Annotated in this window: 14 protein-coding genes and 1 pseudogene; 8 read left to right on the top strand and 7 right to left on the bottom strand. The window is 72.4% G+C overall.

Going from position 1 to position 15,546, the window contains the following annotated elements; all coding sequences use genetic code 11:
• Positions 1 to 5 precede the first annotated feature (5 nt).
• Together ACN28A_RS17825 and ACN28A_RS17820 are read left to right on the top strand one after the other, a co-directional pair.
• Positions 6 to 1,307 carry a DUF1800 domain-containing protein gene (locus tag ACN28A_RS17825; protein ID WP_421396580.1) on the top strand — a complete coding sequence of 434 codons (1,302 nt, stop codon included), beginning with the start codon at positions 6 to 8 and terminating at the stop codon, positions 1,305 to 1,307.
• Between the two features lie 102 nt (positions 1,308 to 1,409).
• The gene (locus ACN28A_RS17820; RefSeq protein WP_421396578.1) at positions 1,410 to 2,660 is read left to right on the top strand and encodes a DUF1501 domain-containing protein; all 1,251 of its coding nucleotides are present in this window, start codon (positions 1,410 to 1,412) and stop codon (positions 2,658 to 2,660) included.
• A gap of 38 nt (positions 2,661 to 2,698) precedes the next feature.
• Here ACN28A_RS17820 and ACN28A_RS17815 read toward each other — a convergent pair whose 3' ends face one another.
• The 4 genes and pseudogenes from ACN28A_RS17815 to ACN28A_RS17800 form a co-directional block, all read right to left on the bottom strand.
• On the bottom strand, positions 2,699 to 3,298 hold the full coding sequence (locus ACN28A_RS17815) for a hypothetical protein (protein WP_421396577.1): 600 nt from the start codon (positions 3,296 to 3,298) through the stop codon (positions 2,699 to 2,701).
• 4 nt (positions 3,299 to 3,302) lie between these two features.
• On the bottom strand, positions 3,303 to 3,893 hold the full coding sequence (locus ACN28A_RS17810; RefSeq protein ID WP_421396575.1) for a DNA-3-methyladenine glycosylase I: 591 nt from the start codon (positions 3,891 to 3,893) through the stop codon (positions 3,303 to 3,305).
• A gap of 131 nt (positions 3,894 to 4,024) precedes the next feature.
• Complete coding sequence (locus ACN28A_RS17805; protein ID WP_421396574.1) at positions 4,025 to 4,543, bottom strand: SRPBCC family protein; 519 nt, start codon at positions 4,541 to 4,543, stop codon at positions 4,025 to 4,027.
• A gap of 623 nt (positions 4,544 to 5,166) precedes the next feature.
• Positions 5,167 to 5,727: pseudogene (locus ACN28A_RS17800) on the bottom strand (DivIVA domain-containing protein); the annotation flags it as partial.
• A gap of 230 nt (positions 5,728 to 5,957) precedes the next feature.
• Here ACN28A_RS17800 and folP point away from each other — a divergent pair.
• On the top strand, positions 5,958 to 6,827 hold the full coding sequence (gene folP, locus ACN28A_RS17795; RefSeq protein WP_421396572.1) for a dihydropteroate synthase: 870 nt from the start codon (positions 5,958 to 5,960) through the stop codon (positions 6,825 to 6,827).
• A gap of 82 nt (positions 6,828 to 6,909) precedes the next feature.
• On the opposite strand, the gene ndhC is transcribed toward folP, so the two are convergent.
• A complete protein-coding gene (ndhC, locus tag ACN28A_RS17790; protein WP_421396570.1) occupies positions 6,910 to 7,290 on the bottom strand; it encodes an NADH-quinone oxidoreductase subunit A in 381 nt (126 codons plus the stop codon).
• Between the two features lie 343 nt (positions 7,291 to 7,633).
• On the opposite strand from ndhC, the gene ACN28A_RS17785 reads away from it, so the two are divergent.
• On the top strand, positions 7,634 to 9,496 hold the full coding sequence (locus ACN28A_RS17785) for a 2-oxoacid:acceptor oxidoreductase subunit alpha (RefSeq protein WP_421396569.1): 1,863 nt from the start codon (positions 7,634 to 7,636) through the stop codon (positions 9,494 to 9,496).
• Positions 9,489 to 10,523 carry a 2-oxoacid:ferredoxin oxidoreductase subunit beta gene (locus tag ACN28A_RS17780; RefSeq protein WP_421396568.1) on the top strand — a complete coding sequence of 345 codons (1,035 nt, stop codon included), beginning with the start codon at positions 9,489 to 9,491 and terminating at the stop codon, positions 10,521 to 10,523. Before ACN28A_RS17785 ends, ACN28A_RS17780 begins: the two co-directional genes overlap by 8 nt.
• A gap of 61 nt (positions 10,524 to 10,584) precedes the next feature.
• On the opposite strand, the gene ACN28A_RS17775 is transcribed toward ACN28A_RS17780, so the two are convergent.
• Entirely contained in the window at positions 10,585 to 11,616 is a 1,032-nt protein-coding gene (locus ACN28A_RS17775) for a potassium channel family protein (RefSeq protein ID WP_421396567.1), read from the bottom strand.
• 253 nt (positions 11,617 to 11,869) lie between these two features.
• Between ACN28A_RS17775 and ACN28A_RS17770 the strand changes: the two genes are divergently transcribed.
• The 3 genes from ACN28A_RS17770 (at position 11,870) to ACN28A_RS17760 (ending at position 14,834) form a co-directional block, all read left to right on the top strand.
• Complete coding sequence (locus ACN28A_RS17770) at positions 11,870 to 12,217, top strand: hypothetical protein (protein ID WP_421396565.1); 348 nt, start codon at positions 11,870 to 11,872, stop codon at positions 12,215 to 12,217.
• A gap of 151 nt (positions 12,218 to 12,368) precedes the next feature.
• Positions 12,369 to 14,060, top strand: a complete 1,692-nt coding sequence (locus ACN28A_RS17765) for a glycoside hydrolase family 10 protein (RefSeq protein ID WP_421396563.1) — start codon at positions 12,369 to 12,371, stop codon at positions 14,058 to 14,060.
• 222 nt (positions 14,061 to 14,282) lie between these two features.
• Positions 14,283 to 14,834: a phospholipase gene (locus ACN28A_RS17760; RefSeq protein WP_421396561.1), complete on the top strand. Its 552-nt coding sequence runs from the start codon at positions 14,283 to 14,285 to the stop codon at positions 14,832 to 14,834.
• 81 nt (positions 14,835 to 14,915) lie between these two features.
• Here the strand turns inward: ACN28A_RS17760 and ACN28A_RS17755 are convergent, their stop codons facing one another.
• Positions 14,916 to 15,311 (bottom strand): hypothetical protein, encoded by a 396-nt coding sequence (locus ACN28A_RS17755; RefSeq protein WP_421396560.1) that lies wholly within the window; start codon positions 15,309 to 15,311, stop codon positions 14,916 to 14,918.
• Between the last annotated feature and the right edge of the window lie 235 nt (positions 15,312 to 15,546).

The raw sequence follows: 15,546 nt of genomic DNA, 5'->3' as shown, positions 1-15,546 counted from the left end.
GCGGCATGGTCGATCGGGACGACGTCGTACATCTACTGCGCCGCGCCACCTTCGGGCCGACCGCCGCCGAGGTGGAGGCGGCTGGACGCGCCGGGGCGGCGGCCACGCTTGACCGGCTGCTCAGCCCGGTCGGGTCGGACCCCGGCGCGGCGGCCACCCCGGTGCCGGACCTCGGCACCGACCCCTACGCCGGGATCACCAAGGAGTCCAGCCGGGAGCAGCGGCAGCAGGCCCGCAAGGAGCAGGCCGAGCAGGTGCGTGGGCTGGTCGAGTGGTGGCTGGACCGGATGGTCGCCGCCGAGCACCAGCTCACCGAGAAGCTGGTCTTCTTCTGGCACGGGCACTGGGCGACAAGCGTCCGCAAGGTGCGCTCCGCCCAGCTCATGCTCGGACAACTGGAGACCTTCCGGCGGTACGGCCGGGGGCCGTTCGAGGCCCTGGTCCTGGCGATGGTCCGGGATCCGGCGCTGATCCTCTGGCTGGACGGCCAGAAGAACACGCGCACCGCCCCGAACGAGAACCTGGCCCGGGAGCTGATGGAGCTGTTCACCCTCGGCATCGGCAAGTACACCGAGGCGGACGTGAAGGCGGGGGCGCGGGCGCTGACCGGATGGCAGGTGGACCGGCGTACCGGCGCGGCGCGGTTCGTCCGGCGGCGGCACGACCCGGCCGAGAAGACGATCCTGGGCCGGACGGCGGCGTTCGACGCCGAGGAGTACGCCCGGCTGCTGGCCGGCCGGCCCGAGGCGGGCGCCTTCGTCGCGGCCCGGCTCTGGGCCCGGTTCGCCGGCACCGACGTGCCGCCGCCGACGGTGGACGCCTCCGCCGGCAGCACCGCCGAGCTGCTCCGGGCGCTGTTGGGCCGGCCGGAGTTCGGGCAGACCCGGGGTGGGCTGGTGAAGCAGCCGGTGGAGTGGGCGGTCGGTGCGATGCGCCAGCTCGGCATCCGGCCCGGCCGGCTCGCCGAGCAGCAGCGCCGGGAGTTGGCCAACCGGCTGGCCGGGATGGACCAGGTGCCGCTGCGACCGCCGAGCGTCGGCGGCTGGCCGGCCGGACCGGCCTGGTTGACCACCTCGTCGCTGCAGTCCCGGATGCGGCTGGCCGCGCTGCTGGCCGGGGCGGCGGCCCCGGAGGTGACCCGGCGGCTCGCCGGCACCGCCCGCGCCGAGCGGCCGGAGGCGCTGGCCCGGCTGCTGGTGGTGGACCGCTGGACGCCCCGGACCCTGGCCGCCCTGACCCCGCAGGCCGACGACCCACGCCGACTGCTGGTCGCCGGGCTGGTCAGCCCCGAGTACACCGTCAGCTGACCAGCGGCCAGCGGCCGACGGCCGACGGCCGACGGCGGTTGGTCGACGGCCGACAGCGGTTGGTCGATGCTCGATAACCGAGGACACGGAGGAGACGAGCGGATGGACATCCTCACCCGACGCAGGTTCCTGGTCGCCAGTGGCGTCGCCGGAGCGGGCGCGCTGGCGGCCGGAGCCACGGCGTACGGCCTGTCCGACCTGTTCGACACGGCCGGTGACCGGGACCCGCAGGCCCGTACCCTGGTCCTGGTCACCCTGTACGGCGGCAACGACGGCCTGAACACGGTCGTCCCGTACGCCGATCCGGCCTACCAGGACGCCCGCCCCGAGCTGGCGTACTCGGCCGACGAGGTGAAGCGGCTGGATGACCAGGTCGGCCTGAACCCGGCACTGGCTGGGCTGCACCGGCTCTACGGCGAAGGCCGGCTCGCCGTCGTACGCGGTGTCGGGTATCCGACACCCGACCGCAGCCACTTCCGCTCGATGGACATCTGGCAGACCGCCCGTCCGGACCGGCCGGAGCACACCGGCTGGCTGGGCCGCTGGCTGGACGGGGCCGGTGGGGATCCCCGGCTCGCGGTCTCCTTCGAGCCGACCCTGCCGCCGCTGCTCGCCGGTGCCCGCAGCGCGGGTGCCGCCGTACCGGTCACCGAGCGGAAGGCCCGGCGCCCGGTGGGTGACCCGACGCTGGCCAAGCTCGCGGTGGCCGAGCCCGGCGAACCGGCCGGCCAGGCCCGGGCCGCCGCCTGCTTCGCCGACCTGCGCGCCGTCGACGCGATGATCACCGAGGTACGCGACGCGGCAGCGGCCGAGGAGGCGGACGACGGCGGCAACGACGACCAGCCGGCCGCTACCGCCACCGGCGGGGCACGCAGTTCGCTCGCCACCCAGCTCGACCTGGTGGCGCAGTGCGTCGAGGCCGGGGTGTCGAGCCGGGTCTTCTCGGTCTCACTGGGCGGCTTCGACACGCACGCCGACGAGAAGCAGCTCCAGGCGGTGCTGCTCGGCCAGGTCGACAAGGCGCTGACCGGCTTCGTCGACCGGATGGCCGGCACCGAGGCCGGTCGCAAAGTGGTGGTGGCGGTCTACTCGGAGTTCGGCCGGCGGGTGCGGGCGAACGGCTCGGACGGCACCGACCACGGCACCGCCTCGGACGTCTTCCTGCTCGGCGCCGGAGTACGCGGCGGTCTGCACGGCGAGCCGCCGAGCCTGACCGACCTGGACGACGGTGACCTGAAGTTCACCACCGACTTCCGGGACGTCTACGCCACGCTGCTGGAACGGGCCCTCGACACCGACCCGGAACAGGTGCTGGCCGGCTGGCGGGGTCGACTCTCCGGCGTGCTGGCCTGACCGGCGGACGCCCCCCAGCCGGGCCGAGGGGCGGCGGTTCAGTCCTCGTCTTCCTCGGGGTCCTGGTTGGCCTCGACGCCGAGCACGAACGCCTGCATCGCCAGCTCGTCGTCCGACGGCGCGACGAATGCCGGCAGCTCGCGCGGGCCCAGCTCCTGCACGTACGCCCAGAACAGCCGGACCGCCTCGGCCGGTGACCCGGCCTCGATCGGCAGGTCCAGGCTGACCAGGTAGTTCCGGCGCTCCGGTGCCGGGCCGACCCGCCCGGCCAGCTCCTGGTAGACCGCCGGGTCGACCGGGGTGACCGGGCCGGCGAGGGCGAGGGCGTCCGCCGGCACCGGCGCCTCGAAGACCTGCCGGGTGTACGTCACCGCGAGCGCACCCGGCTCGGCCGGCTCGGACTGCGGATCGTCCGGGTCCCGCTCCCGCACCCCGTCGGCGGCGACGACCCGGCCGAGGGCCACCACCAGGGGCGGCTGCTCGTCGCGGACCACCAGCACCGGGTCACCGGGGCCGGGCCGGGGTCCACCGTTGCCGCCGGTGAGTTCCAGGGTCTCGTGGTGGAAGAGCCGCTCGGCCTCGTAGCGCTCGCCGGGAATGACGACTGCCCACGTCCGGGCCGGACCCGCTGCACTCATGCCGCTATCCCATCACGGCGGCGGTGGCCGGCTGCACGTGGCAACCGTCGAGGTGGTCGTCGACCATGCCGGTGGCCTGCATCAGCGCGTACGCCGTGGTGGGGCCGACGAACCGGAAGCCGTGCCTGCGCAGCGCCTTGGCCATCGCCGTCGACTCGGGGGTGGTCGCCGGCACCTCGGCGAAGGATCGGGGCCGGCTCTCCCGGGCGGCCGGGGCGAACGACCAGAGCAGCGCGGCCAGCCCGTCCGGCAGGTCGAGGGCGGCCCGCGCGTTCGCGATGGCAGCGTCGATCTTGGCCCGGTTACGCACGATCCCGGCGTCGGCCATCAGCCGGGCGACGTCCGCGTCGTCGTAACCGGCGACGGTCTCCAGGTGGAACCCGTCGAAGGCGAGCCGGAACGCCGGCCGCTTCCGCAGGATGGTCAGCCAGGAGAGCCCGGACTGGAACGCCTCCAGGGTCAGCCGCTCGTAGAGCGCGTCGTCGCCGTGCAGCGGCCGGCCCCACTCCTCGTCGTGGTAGACGGCATAGTCGGGGGTGCTCGCCCCCCAGCGGCAGCGGGCCAGCCCGTCGACACCGGTCACCAGATCAGTCACGGCAACAACGGTAGGCCAACCGCCCGACAACCTGCCGGTGACCGGGACCACCGCCCGCTCGGGCGGCGGACGGGGCCCAGGCCGACGTGCCCAGGCCCGGGCCGACGTGCCCGGGCCCAGGCCGGCAGTGCTCAGGGCAGTTGGCCGCGCTCGACCAGTCGGGCGAACCGTTTCAGCGCCTGGGTGAGGCTGAACTTGGAGCCGGGCCAGAGCAGCGGCCAGGCCACCCGGCCGGCCGGGCCGCCGGGCAGGTGGAACCACTCGTGCCAGACCACCTGGGTCCGGTCCTCGGCCATCTGGGTGCAGCGGAGCACCCCGGGACCGCGCAGCAGGCTTCCGCAGTGCACCACGCGTACCTCGTACGGCGCGTCGACCCGAACCACCCGCATCTCGTCGCGGAGCACGGCCGGCCCGACCGCGGTGACCGCCTCGACCAGGCTGCCCTCCCCGCCGTCGCCCTCGACCAGGCGGACCCGGGTGAACGGGATCCACTCCCCCTGGCGTTCCCAGGCGGTCAGCGCGGCGAAGACCCGGGGTGCGGGTGCCGCGACGATCACCGTCGCGGTGACCTCCCCGGCGCCCGGCTGGGCCGCCGCCCGCAGTCCCTCGGTGCCCTCCGGATCCGCACCGCCGGGGTCAGCGGCGCTCATGCCCGCTCCGGCTGCTCCGCCGGTCCGCTCGACCCGGCCGTTCCGCCCGACCGCGTCGGCCGCTGGCCCGGCGTGTTATGCGTGCTCGGCGCCCCGGCTGCCGTCCCGGCGGACTTCCCGGCCGGCTCGGCGGACTCCCCGGCCGCCGCCCCGGCAGACTTCCGAGCGGCTGACTCGGCGGATTTCCGGGCGGCTGACTCGGCGGATTTTCCGGCCGCCGGCTCGGCGGATTTTCCGGCCGCCGGCTCGGCGGATTTTCCGGCCGCCGGCTCGGCGGATTTCCCGGCCGCCGGCTCGGCGGACTTGACGGCGGCTGGACGGCCGTCGCCCGGCTCGTCTGGTGCGTCCGTCGGGGTCGACCCGCCCGGCCGGTCGTCGCCGGCTCCGCCTGCCGATCCATCCGGGCCGGTCCCGGCAACCGGCCGGACCGGTGCGGTCACCTCGCCCAGGCCGCCGTCCTCGGCCTCGATCACCGATCCGCGGGACCGGGCGGTGGCTTCGCCCCCGGCGTTGCTCCCGGGCCGTTCGGCGGATCCGGACCGGTCATCGGCGGATCCGGGCCGGTCAGTGAACTCGCGCTGGCCGGTGGGCGCGGTCTCGGAAGCGGTCGGCGGGAGCCCGATCGAAGCGGACTCGGCCGGGCCGGACTCGGCCGGGCCGGAGCCACCAGCGGAGCCGTTCGTACCACCGCCGCCGGCCCGGGCCGGCCTGCCGACCGACGGTACCGGCGACGAGTGGACGCCGATCCCGCCGCTCGCCGCCTCGGCGGCCAGGGTACGGGCCGAAAGGCCGTCGACCGGCCCGGCCGCGCTTACCCCGACCGGTGCGAGAGCCGCCTCGCGGGCCCGGCGCAGCACCTCGGCGTCGTCCAGCCGCCCCTCCCGGAGCGCGGTGACCTCCGCCTGGAGCACCCCGATCAGCTCGTCCTTGTAACCGATGTCGTAGGCGGTACGGCGCAGCGCCTGGTCGACCTGGGCCATCCGGTAGCCCCGCAGCGCCAGGTCGAACCGGACCTGCCCGACGTCGGTCTCCAGCAGCGGCCGGTTTCCGGGCAGCGGCACCGACCGACCGTCCGGCTCGGCGGTGCCCAGCCCCGAGTCGGAGCCGGTCACCAGCACCGTCACCCCGAAGACCACCGCGGCGACGGTCAGCGCCACGACCAAGAGGAGCAGAACCTGACCCATCCGCCGATGGTGGCACGGCGAGCCGGGCCGGGCGACCCCGCCACCCCGGTCATTCTTCGACAGACGTGAAACCCTGCCCGTCGGGCACCCGCCGTCGGGCCTCCTGGACCGCGCTTCGCAGGGCCCGCCGTCCCGCCCGGTGCGGGTGACCGGCGCCGGCTCCCGCACGGGTACGCCGGTCCGGCGCCGACTAGCGTGATCAGCGCGGCGAGCTGGGCGAGGAGGAGTGGATGGCGGACGCGCTTCGACTGGGGCGGCGTACGTTCGCGCCCGGCGACCTCGCCGTGATGGCGATCGTGAACCGTACCCCTGACTCGTTCTTCGACCGGGGCGCGACCTTCGCCGCCGAGAACGCGCTGCGGGCGGTCGAGCGGGCGGTGACCGAGGGTGCGGAGATCGTCGACATCGGTGGGGTGAAGGCGGGCCCCGGGGTCGAGGTGGACGTGGCCGAGGAGGTCCGCCGTACCGTCGGCACCATCGCCGCCGTCCGGGCCGCCTTCCCGGAGGTGGTGATCTCGATCGACACCTGGCGGGCCGAGGTCGCGGTCGAGGCGGTGGCGGCCGGGGCGGACCTGCTCAACGACACCTGGTCCGGTGCCGACCCGCAGCTCGCCGAGGTGGCCGCCGCGACCGGGGTGGGACTGGTCTGCTCGCACGCCGGCGGGCTGGCGCCGCGGACCCGGCCGCACCGGGCCGCCTTCGCCGACCTGGTGGGCGACGTGCGGGACACGGTGGTCGGGTTGGCCGACCGGGCGGTCCGGCTCGGGGTGCGCCGGGACGGCATCCTGATCGACCCGGCGCACGACTTCGGCAAGAACACCCGGCACTCGCTGGAGATAACCCGGCGGCTGACCGAGCTGACCGGGACCGGTTGGCCCGTGCTGGTGGCCGTCTCCAACAAGGACTTCGTCGGGGAGACCCTGGACCTGCCGGTGCAGGAGCGGCTGGAGGGCACCCTGGCGGCCACCGCGGTCTGCGCCTGGCAGGGTGCCCGGGTGTTCCGGGCCCACCAGGTACGCCCGACCCGGCGGCTGCTGGACATGGTCGCGTCGATCCGCGGCGACCGCCCCCCGGCACTGTCCCGGCGCGGGCTGGCCTGAACCGCCCGCCACCGGATCGGGCTGGCCTGAACCGCCCGCCACCGGATCGGGCGCGGTCCGCTGCTGCTTCCGGCGCGGTTCGCTACTGGGTCCAGCGGAGGATGTTCTTCCGCCAGGCGTAGAGGATGCCCAGCGCGAGCACGGCGACGAAGATCGCCATCTCGACCACCGTGACCAGGCCGAATCCGGGCCGGTCGAAGACCACCGCCCAGGGGAATAGGAAGACCGCCTCGACGGCGAAGAGGACGTAGAGGTAGGCGTAGACGTAGTAGCGGATCTGCATCTGCGCCCAGTCGCTGCCGACCGGGTCGAGCCCGCACTCGTAACTGGCCCGCTTGCCGGGCGGGTCGGCGGGGCGGGCCGGCCAGAGCACCCGATTGGCGCCGAACGCCCCGACGAAGACCAGTACGCTGGCGAGCAGCAGCAACCCCAGCGTCGCGTACGACCCCAGGTATCCGGTCATGTGTCGCAGCCTACCGTCCGGTGTCGGCTCAGCACCGGCGTGTGATCCGCCGTCCGGACTCTGGTGATCTGGGATGTCCGGACTCTGGTGATCTGGATAACGACACCGCTGCCGGGCTCAGGCGAAAGCGGCGCAATGCCACCATTCCGGCGTCCCATGTGACGGACCTTGGGGAAGGATCACCTAACCACCGACGTAGGCTCTGCGGTGAAGGACTGGAGCGGGCCGGCCCACACCACCGCCAACCCGCCACCGGCGCTCAAGGAGGACACGTGACCGAGCACGGCGAGGTCACCCCTGAGCTCAGCCCGTCGCACCGGGCCGAGCGAAGCGAGGTGCAGCAGTGAGCAAGCAGGTCCAGCAACTGGATCGGGTGGTCATCCGGTTCGCCGGCGACTCCGGCGACGGTATGCAGCTCACCGGCGACCGGTTCACCTCGGAAACCGCCCAACTGGGCAACGACATCTCGACGCTGCCGAACTTCCCCGCGGAGATCCGCGCCCCCGCCGGCACCCTGCCCGGAGTGTCGAGCTTCCAGGTGCACTTCGCGGACTACGACATCCTCACCCCGGGCGACGCGCCGAACGTACTCGTCGCGATGAACCCGGCGGCGCTCAAGGCCAACCTCGCCGACCTGCCGCGCGGCGCCGACATCATCGTCAACACCGACGAGTTCACCCGGCGCAACCTGGCCAAGGTGGGCTACCAGGTGAGCCCGCTCGACGACGGTTCGCTGGACGGCTACGTGCTGCACCCGGTCGCGCTCACCTCGATGACCGTCGGGGCGCTGGCCGAGCACGACGTCTCGAAGAAGGACGCCGAGCGGGCGAAGAACATGTTCGCGCTCGGCCTGCTCTCCTGGATGTACTCCCGGCCGTACGAGTCGACGATCCGGTTCCTGGAGCGCAAGTTCGCGGCCCGGCCCGAGCTGGTCGCGGCGAACACCGCCGCCTTCCGGGCCGGTTGGAACTTCGGCGAGACGACCGAGGACTTCGCGGTCCGCTACGAGGTCAAGCCGGCGAAGATGAACCCGGGGACCTACCGCAACATCACCGGCAACGCGGCGCTGTCGCTGGGGCTGGTCGCCGCCGGTGTCCGCTCCGGGCTGCCGGTCTTCCTCGGGGCGTACCCGATCACCCCGGCCTCGGACATCCTGCACGAGCTGAGCAAGCACAAGCGGTTCGGCGTGACCACGATGCAGGCCGAGGACGAGATCGCGGCGATCGGGGCGGCACTCGGCGCGTCGTACGGCGGTGCGCTCGGCGTCACCACCACCTCCGGTCCGGGCGTGGCGCTGAAGGGCGAGACGATCTCGCTGGCGGTGGCCCTGGAGCTGCCGCTGGTAATCGTCGACGTGCAGCGGGCCGGCCCGTCCACCGGGATGCCGACCAAGACCGAGCAGGCCGACCTGAACATGGCGCTGTACGGCCGGCACGGCGAGGCGCCGGTAGCCGTCGTCGCGCCCCGCTCGCCGTCGGACTGCTTCTTCGCCGCCCTGGAGGCGGCCCGGATCGCGCTGACCCACCGCACCCCGGTGATCCTGCTCTCGGACAACTACGTGGCGAACGGCTCCGAGCCGTGGCTGCTGCCGGACGTCGAGTCGCTGCCGGACCTGCGGGTCGACTTCGCCACCGAACCGAACGGCGAGGACGGCAAGACGTTCCTGCCCTACCTGCGCGACCCGGCGACACTGGCCCGGCCGTGGGCGATCCCCGGCACGCCGGGGCTGGAGCACCGGATCGGCGGTCTGGAGAAGGCCGACAAGACCGGTGACATCTCGTACGACCCGGCGAACCACGACTTCATGGTGCGGACCAGGGCGGCCCGGATCGAGGCGATCGAGGTGCCGGACGTCGAGGTGGAGACCGGGTCACCCAACGGCGTGGACTCGGACGCCCGGGTGCTGGTGCTCGGCTGGGGCTCGACGTACGGGCCGATCGGCGCGGCCTGCCGTGGGCTGCGCCAGCGCGGGCTGCCGGTGGCCCAGGCGCACCTGCGGCACCTGGCGCCGCTGCCGGGCAACCTCGGCGAGGTGCTGGGCCGCTACGACAAGGTGGTGATCCCGGAGATGAACCTGGGCCAGCTCGCCCACGTGATCCGGGCCCGTTACCTGGTCGACGCGATCGGATACAACCAGGTCCGGGGGCTGCCGTTCACCGCCACCGAACTGGAGACCATGCTGGAAGAGGTCGTCAAGAATGCCTGAGCCCGTCGCCCTGAAGCTCACCACCAAGGACTTCAAGTCCGACCAGGAGGTGCGCTGGTGCCCCGGCTGCGGTGACTACGCGATCCTCGCCGCGGTCCAGTCGTTCATGCCGGAGCTGCGGATCCCCCGGGAGCGGACCGTCTTCGTCTCCGGGATCGGCTGCTCGTCGCGCTTCCCGTACTACATGAACACGTACGGGATGCACTCGATCCACGGCCGCGCCCCGGCGATCGCCACCGGGCTGTCGGTGTCCCGGCCGGACCTGTCGGTCTGGGTGGTCACCGGTGACGGCGACGCGCTGTCGATCGGCGGCAACCATCTGATCCACGCGCTGCGCCGGAACGTCAACCTGAAGATCCTGCTCTTCAACAACCGGATCTACGGGCTGACCAAGGGGCAGTATTCACCGACCTCCGAGGTCGGCAAGATCACCAAGTCGACTCCGGTCGGCTCGGCGGACGCGCCGTTCAACCCGCTCTCGCTGGCGCTCGGTGCCGAGGCGACCTTCGTGGCCCGGACCATCGACTCGGACCGCAAGCACCTCCAGTCGGTGCTGCGGGCCGCCGCCGAGCACGAGGGTTCGGCGTTCGTGGAGATCTACCAGAACTGCAACATCTTCAACGACGGCGCCTTCGAGGAGTTGAAGGAGCCGGCCACCCGGGACGACTACCTGATCCGGCTGGAGCACGGCCAGCCGATCACCTTCGGCTCGCAGGGGCAGTTCTGCGTGGTCCACCCGCCGGGCGGGTTCGGCCTGGAGGTACGCGAGACCGCCTCGGTGCCGGCCGACGAGATCGTGGTGCACGACGCCACGGTGAGCGAACCGGCGTACGCCTTCGCGCTCTCCCGGCTGCCCGGCTTCGCGCTGCGCAACACCCCGATCGGGATCTTCCGCAACGTCGACCGGCCCAGCTACGACGGCGTGGTCCAGGGGCAGCTCGACGCGGCCCGGGCGAAGAGCACCGGTACGCCGGAGGAGCAGCTCGCCGGCCTGCTGAACAGCGGCGACACCTGGACGATCCTCTAGCCTGCGCACGTCCCGGTGCCTACGGGACCGTCGCCGTCCAGGACTGCTGACCGCAGCCGGCTCAGCGGGTCTGGTCGGCGGCGGGGCCGTTGCCGCTGCTGGTCCGGTCGTCGCGGACGTAGACGAGCATGTCGCCGGTCTCGATGGCGGTGGCGGCCTGGTCGGCGAGCGAGACCACCTTGCCGCGCCGGACCAGTGCGATGACGAGCGCCTCCAGCCGGCGCGGCGAGACTCCGACCTCGTCCCGGGTGGCCGAACGCATCGCCAACGCCATGCCCTGGCCGGGGGTGAGCAGGTCCTCGACGACGTCGATCAGCGGCGGCGCCGAGGTGGATACGCCGAGCAGCCGGCCGGCGGTCGCCGACGAGACGATGACGTGGTGCGCCCCGCTCTGCCGCAGCAGCGGGGCGTTCTCCGCCTCCCGGGCGGCGGCGATGATCCGGACCTGGCCGGCGGTGAGTTGCCGTACGGTCAGCGTGACAAGTACGGAGACCTCGTCGCTGTCGGTCGCGATGATCACCGACTTGGCGTGCCGGACGTGGGCCTCGTTGAGCGTCGACGACCGGGTGGCGTTTCCCTCGACCACCACGAGTCCGGCCGAGGTGGCCTGGCGGACCGCTGCCGGATTTCGCTCCACGACGAGGATCCGCTGCTTGTCGAAGCCGGTTTCGAGCAGTGCGGAGATCGCGCTCCGGCCCTTGGTGCCGTAGCCGCAGATGATGACGTGGTTCTTCACTTGTCTCCTCCACCGCGTCAAGCGGAGGTTGGTGCGGTACTGCTCGGTCAGGACTTCCAGGGTGGTGCCGACCAGGATGATCAGGAAGAGCACCCGGGCCGGGGTGACCACGAGGACGTTGATCAGTCGGGCGCCCTGCGTCACCGGCGTGATGTCGCCGTAGCCGGTGGTCGAGAGCGAGACCACCGTGTAATAGAAGGCGTCGAGAAGGGTGATGCCGTCCTCGTTGTTGTCGCGGTAGCCGTCGCGCCCGAGATAGACCACCGCGACGATCAACAGTACGAGGCCGATCGCGGCGGCCAGCCGCTGGCTCAGCGCCCGCAGCGGCCCCCTGCGGATGGCCGGAAAGTGGATCACCGACCAGCCCGCCTCATCGCCGCCCCCGCCCGCACGCCCACAACATAGCCGGGATCATCCCACCGGGCTGGCCGGCCGAGTGGATCGGGGCCGAGTGGCTGGTTGTGCTCGGACGTCCGGCCATGCATCGAGCTGAAATTTTGGTTAGATACGTTGCGCTGGGTACCGCCGAATTAGCACGCTGTGACGTCAGATGCGGTCATTCGCCCACGCGACCCCCGCGCTCCACAGATCCGCCGTGCCTGGAGGTGCCGTGACCACGCCGCCCGCAGCCCCCGACCTGCCCGCGGTCCCCGCCCTGCCCGCGGTCCCCGCCCTGCCCGCGGTCTCCGACCGACCCACGGCCTCCGACCTGCCCACGGTCCCCGACCTGGCGCCCGGAACGGTGCTCCAGCTCCGCCAGGAGGACTGGCGGTACGGCGGTCATCCGCTGCGGCTCCGGGTCGAGCAGGTTCGGCACGACATCTCACACTATTACCGGGACGAGTGGGTCTGGATCGTCGGCGAGCGCCTCGACGGGACCGGCCTGACGCAGGGCCGGATGGAGGCACTGGTCCGGGTGGCGGCGCTGGTCGGCGTCGTCGGGCCGGTGACGCACTGAGCCTCTGCGTCCCAACCGCGCAGGGGGTTGCGCCAGACCCGATGGTGTGAAAATTTCCTTCCAGCGATACGAGCGTGTCGACAGTATTCGCCGACAGCTCGTCGCCGGGCCTACTTCCACCCCCGGAGAGCCTGACGAAGGGACGCACCGCATGAGGCCACATCGGATAATCGCCGCCGGGTTGGCGGTGGCACTGCTCGGTTCCCTCGCCGCCGCCACACCCGGACACGCCGCCCCCACCGCCCCCGGAACCAGCACGGCCACCGGTGCCGCCACCACCGCCGACAGCGTCGGCACCGCCACCACCGACTGCCCGACCGATCCCGCCACCCCGAAACGGCAGTTCCGGGCGATGTGGATCGCCAGCGTCGTCAACATCGACTGGCCGACCAGGGCGTCGTACACCGCGCCGGACCGGATCGCCGCACAGCAGGCCGAGTACACCGGCTGGCTCGACCTGGCCCAGCGGCTCAACCACAACGCCGTGGTCGTGCAGGTCCGGCCGACCGCCGACGCGTTCTGGCCGTCGCCGCACGAGCCGTGGTCGGAGTACCTGACCGGGGTGCGGGGGCAGGACCCTGGCTGGGACCCGCTGGCGTACCTGGTCACCGAGGCACACCGGCGGAACCTGGAGTTCCACGCCTGGTTCAACCCGTACCGGATCTCGATGCCGGACGGCGCGGGCGCCGACATCGGCAAGCTGGCCCCCGGACATCCGGTCCGGGAAAACCCGGACTGGGCGGTCGCCTACCCGCTCAACGCCGCCGGCTCCCGGCTCTACTACAACCCCGGCATCCCCGAGGTACGCCAGTTCGTCCAGACCGCCATGCTGGACGCCGTCCAGCGGTACGACATCGACGGCGTGCACTTCGACGACTACTTCTACCCCTACCCGGCGGCCGGGCAGGACTTCGCCGACCAGGCGACCTTCACCGAGTACGGCGCCGGCTTCGCCAGCAAGGCGGACTGGCGGCGGCACAACATCGACCTGCTGGTCGAGGAGATGGGGCAACGGATCAAGGCGGTCAAGCCGTGGGTGAAGTTCGGGGTCAGCCCGTTCGGCATCTGGCGCAACGCCTCGGCCGACCCGCTCGGCTCGGAGACCAACGGCACCCAGTCCTACGACGCCAACTTCGCCGACACCCGCAAGTGGGTGAAGGAGGAGTGGATCGACTACATCGTGCCGCAGGTCTACTGGAACATCGGCTTCGCGGTCGCCGACTACGCCAAGCTGGTGCCGTGGTGGTCGGAGGTGGTCGCCGGCACCCGGGTGCAGCTCTACATCGGGCAGGCCGACTACAAGATCGGTGACCCGGCGCAGCCGGCGCCCTGGCAGGACCCGGCCGAGATGTCGAGGCACCTGACCTTCAACCGGGACCATCCGCAGGTCACCGGCAACATCCACTTCAGCGCCGTGCAGGTCCGGGCCAACAAGCTCGGCGCCACCGACCTCTACGCGGCCGAGCACTACTCCCGGCCGGCGCTGATCCCGACCATGCCGCACCTGCCGGCCAAGCCGTTGATGTTCCCGGTGCTCACCGGCGCCAGCCGGAAGTCGGGCGGGGTCGAACTGCGCTGGCGGCAGCCGGTGGACGGGCTCGGGCCGTTCGGCCGGACCACCTCGTACGCGGTCTACCGGTTCGACGGGATCGACATGCCCGGCTCCTGCGGCTTCGCCGACGCCGGCAACCTGGTCGGCACCGTCCGGGCCAGCGGGGCAGGGGTGCAGTCCTGGCTGGACGACACCGCCGAGCCGGGCCGGCGGTACAGCTACTACGTCACCGCCCTCGACCGGCTCGGCAACGAGAGCCAGCCCAGCCCGCCCTGGTTCGTACTCCGCTGAGCCGGACCGGCCGGCACCGACAGGCGAATGCTCCGGGGCACGCACGCCACCTCGGAGCATTCGCCTGTTATGGCGTCTGTCTACGAAAATAAAGGTCGGATAGAGATCGGCAGGCGACGATTCGCCGAGACTGTCACCAGGGGCGTTCACCTACCGGTGACAGCTCCGTCCCGCCCAGGGCCTCCCCACGAGGGAAGCCGCTCCTATCCGGAGGTAGGTACCTTGTCCCGTCGCCTGCTCACCGTCCTGACCGCCGGCACGTCCGCGCTGCTGGCCCTGCTCGCCTTCGCCGCGCCCGCGGCCGCCGCCGTCACCCCCGAGCAGAAGCTCTCCGTGCTGTCGAGCTGGACCCAGACCAGCGCCAGCAGCTACAACTCCTGGAACTCGGCCCGCACCAACCAGGCCGCCTGGGCCGAGTACGCCTTCAACTGGAGCACCGACTACTGCTCGTCCAGCCCGGACAACCCGCTCGGGTTCAACTTCGAGCTCTCCTGCTACCGGCACGACTTCGGGTACCGCAACTACAAGGCGGTCGGCCAGTTCGACCCGAACAAGGCCCGGCTGGACAGCGCCTTCTACGAGGACCTGCGACGGGTCTGCGCGACGTACAACGCGTTCGTCCGTCCGGCCTGCTACAGCCTGGCCTGGACCTACTACCAGGCCGTACGCGTGTTCGGTTCGGTGATCGTCGCGCAGGCCGACCTGGACAAGGCGGCAAAGCTGAAGGCCGACGGCGAGCGCCGGGCGGCAGCGGCGGGAGTCTCCCTCCGCTGATCCCCGCCTCGCGGTCCTGATCCAGCCGGGACCGGTGCCGATTGCCGTCGGCACCGGTCCCGCGCTGGTTCCGAGAAATGTCTATGTCGAGCTGGTTTCGGCATCGCCGAGCCGGTTGCGGGCGATGTCGAGGCGCGGCTTCGCCCAGCCGAGAAAACGGGCGTACATCCTGGCCGGGTCCGGCCCCGGATCGGGGCTGAGCCGTCGGTGATCCTCCAGCGCCGCCTGGAGCATGGTGGCGAGATAGACCGACAGGCCGATCGGATCCACGACGTACTCGACGACCAGCAGGCTGCGGGCAGTCAGGCACGGCCAGTCCGCCGCACAGGCCCGGCAGAGCCAGAGCGGCCGGCGCGGCAGGTGGGGCGGTCGTGCCGGCGGACCGGCTGCCCGGAGGTGTTCCCGATGGAGACTGTCGAGCTGCCCCGCTGGTGCACCCGCCCCGACCGGCCAGGGTTCCGGCGGAACCGCGATCATCGCGCGCTCGGCAGCCGCGTGCGCTCCTCGGCGAGGGGACGCCGCTGACCGAACCGGCCAGCACTGCCCGCCCGGACCGATCGGTCCTGGACGAGTTGGCCGAGTCGCCCCGTACGGTGCTCGGGGGCGCGCTCCCAGTCCTGGCGCTGGTTCGTGGCGCGGAGGTGGAGCCGCCGGCCAGCCTGCGGCCGGCGGACTTGGGCGGCCGGAACCGGCGCGACCGCCGGAACCGGCG

The organism is Plantactinospora sp. WMMB782, from assembly GCF_049179135.1.
Taxonomy (GTDB): Bacteria; Actinomycetota; Actinomycetes; order Mycobacteriales; family Micromonosporaceae; genus Plantactinospora.
This window is presented reverse-complemented; position numbering and strand designations above follow the sequence as displayed.